2 protein-coding genes are annotated in these 3,117 nt (G+C 60.7%); both read right to left on the reverse strand.

What is annotated here, in order from left to right:
* Positions 1 to 538 precede the first annotated feature (538 nt).
* Positions 539 to 1,690, reverse strand: coding sequence for an adenosyl-hopene transferase HpnH (hpnH, locus tag ACTHL0_RS04760; RefSeq protein WP_440565442.1), 1,152 nt, complete (start codon positions 1,688 to 1,690; stop codon positions 539 to 541).
* A gap of 10 nt (positions 1,691 to 1,700) precedes the next feature.
* On the reverse strand, positions 1,701 to 2,645 hold the full coding sequence (ispH, locus tag ACTHL0_RS04765) for a 4-hydroxy-3-methylbut-2-enyl diphosphate reductase (protein WP_440565443.1): 945 nt from the start codon (positions 2,643 to 2,645) through the stop codon (positions 1,701 to 1,703).
* Positions 2,646 to 3,117: the final 472 nt, after the last annotated feature.

The following is a 3,117-nucleotide window of genomic DNA, read 5'->3' on the forward strand; positions in this document are numbered from 1 at the left end:
TGCTATTGGCCGACCGCCGATCGCGGTCACGCGGCGTGTGGTAATCATGTGTCTCAGGCTCTATTGTTATTTGCAGCGGAGCCGGCCGGCAAAGGCGTGCGGACCCCGGATCGTGGCGGCAACGACCATTTGGCGTAATGGGCCGTGCGGCTCTCGTTGAGAAAATCTTTTCATCCCCATTTGAATCCGAACCACGATATCAGAATTCGGTGACGGATTCTAGTTTAATGGGCTGCTCAATGGAGACAATGTGCGCGCGCGCTTGTATGACGGGCGAGGGTTTCATGTGGTACGGTAAAAAACCGTAAAGATTTGCTTGGGGTTCGGGTCGACTGAGAAGCGCTTTGGCGGTGCTATATGCAGCGACATGCCACCGGATTACGCGGGTGTCGGCTTCTTATGCACGATCACTATTAAAAAAACAAAGCCCTGGCCGTAGCCAGGGCTTTGTCAGCAGTTAGAGGCGCGGCCTATCAGGACCACGCTTTTTGTTAGACGTAAAAAGACGCAAAGAAAGAGCCGTTTGAACGACTCGCGCTTAGTGCGCCGCCGCCGTCTGTGCCTTCTTCGCGCTGGCCGAGTGCTTGATTTCCTCGAGCTTGATCTCGACGTGACGCGAGAAGACGTATTCCGCCGGACGCTGCTTATCGAGCGGAATATCCTTCGTGAACGCGCCTTCGATCTTCGGGCCGCGCATGCTGACGCCCAGCGCCTTCAGCGGGTGAGCCACTGTATCCATCACGGCCGTCGCTTCGAAGCCGCTATGCACCATGCAGTCCGCGCACTTTTCGTAGTTGCCGGTGCCGTACGCGTCCCAATCGGTTTCCTCCATCAGTTCCTTGAAGGTCTTCGCGTAGCCTTCGCCGACGAGATAGCACGGACGCTGCCAGCCGAACACCGTGCGCGCCGGGTTGCCCCAGGGCGTGCAGTGGTAGGTCTGGTTGCCCGCGAGAAAATCGAGGAACATCGCCGATTGGCTGAACGACCAGTTCTTGCCGCGATTGCCGCGCTTGAAGATTTCGCGGAAGAGCTGCTTCGTCTTGTCGCGATTGAGGAAGTGCTGCTGATCGGGCGCGCGCTCATAGGCATAGCCAGGCGAGACGGTAATGCCGTCGACGCCCATCGGGCCGAGCGTATCGAAGAATGCGGCCACGCGTTCCGGCTTCGCATCGTTGAACAGCGTGCAGTTGATGTTGACGCGGAAGCCGCGGCGTTTCGCTTCGCGAATCGCGGCGACCGCCTTGTCGTAGACGCCTTCTTGCGACACCGAGTGATCGTGCATCGCTTTGTCGCCATCGAGGTGGACCGACCAGACGAAATACGGGCTCGGTTGGTAGTCGTCCATCTTCTTTTCCATCAGCAGCGCGTTCGTGCAGAGATAGACGAACTTCTTGCGCGCGATGATGCCCTTGACGATCGTCGGCATTTCCTTGTGCAGCAGCGGTTCGCCGCCGGCAATCGACACCACCGGCGCGCCGCATTCATCGACGGCGCCGAGGCATTCCTCGACCGACAGCCGCTGATTCAGAATGGGATCCGGGTAGTCGATCTTGCCGCAGCCGTTGCAGGCGAGGTTGCAGCGAAAGAGCGGCTCGAGCATCAGCGCGAGCGGATAGCGCTTGTTGCCGCTGAAATGTTGGCGCGTGATATAGGCGCCGACGCGAACTTTTTGCAGAAGCGGGATCGACAAAGCAACCTCCTTAAACTTGGCGGGCCGCGACGGGCTCGAGGAGCTTCGCCGGCAGCTTGAATTCGACTTTTTCTTCACGGCCGGCCATCGTCGAAACTTCGACGGGACCCAGCGCGCGCAGCGCGTCAATGACGTGCTCGACCATTTCTTCGGGCGCCGATGCGCCCGCCGTGATGCCAACGGCCTGGGCGCCCGCGAACCATTCCGGCTTGATCTCCGAGCCGTCCGCGACGAGATAGCTCGGCACGCCGGTTTCGGCACCGATCTCGCGCAGGCGATTCGAATTCGAACTGTTCGTCGCACCGACGACGAGCAGCACATTCACTTGCTCGCTCAATTCGCGCACCGCGGCCTGCCGGTTTTGCGTCGCATAGCAGATGTCGCGCGTATCGGGCCCGACGATGTTGCTGAAACGGCGCGTCAACGCTTCGATGATGCCGCGCGTGTCGTCGACCGACAGCGTGGTTTGCGTCACGTAGGCGAGCGGCGTATCTTCGGGCAATTCGAGCGTGGCGACTTCGGCCTCGCTTTGAACCAGCAGCACCTTGCCCGGAATCTGGCCAATCGTGCCTTCGACCTCGGGATGCCCGGCGTGACCGATCAAAATCAGCGTGCGGCCGGCTGCCACGTATTGGCGGCCTTGCACATGGACTTTCGTGACGAGCGGGCACGTGGCGTCGAGTACGTCGAGGCCGCGCGCCTGCGCATCGTGCTCGACGCTTTGTGCGACACCGTGCGCGCTGAAAATCGCGACCGCACCGTGCGGAACTTCATCGAGTTCTTCGACGAAACGCGCGCCCTTGCTGCGCAGGTTTTCGACGACGTGCCGGTTATGCACGATTTCATGGCGCACGTACACGGGGGCGCCGTGCCGTTGCAACGCGCGATCGACAATTTCGATCGCACGAACGACGCCCGCACAAAAGCCGCGGGGTTGAGCAAGGATGACTCGCATGTGTGGCGAACTCCGACCGAATCGGGGTATCGAGCCGCCGGCTTATAAGCCGCGGGATCGCCCAGACTCCAACTATTATTAGAAAGCGGGCGTGATAGCCGGCAAACCAACCCAAACGCGCATTCTAACGCTATCGGGCCCGGAACGCTTCCGGGCGGGCACGCGGGCGTTGCAAGAATGACAACAGGACCCTCCCGCCCATTCCGCCGCTTGGCGCCAAGGTGCGCCCTGAGCCGCTAAACTAGCGGCCTTCGCAGGCAAAACGACGTTTTCCAAACGTCAAACCTTTCAATTTCATTTCGTTGCATGACCGGCTCGATGCCTTTCGCACATTACGCTTACTACGATTTGCCGGATCTTCCGGGTTGCGCCCCGAGCCTGGCCACCGGCAAGCGCGCGCAGACGCGCTCCCGCGCTGCCCAGACGAGCCGGGGGCAGGCATGACCATCGCGCTCTTCGGCTTGTCCGTCCT

It is taken from the genome of Trinickia sp. (genome assembly GCF_051961175.1).
Classification (GTDB): Bacteria; Pseudomonadota; Gammaproteobacteria; order Burkholderiales; family Burkholderiaceae; genus Trinickia.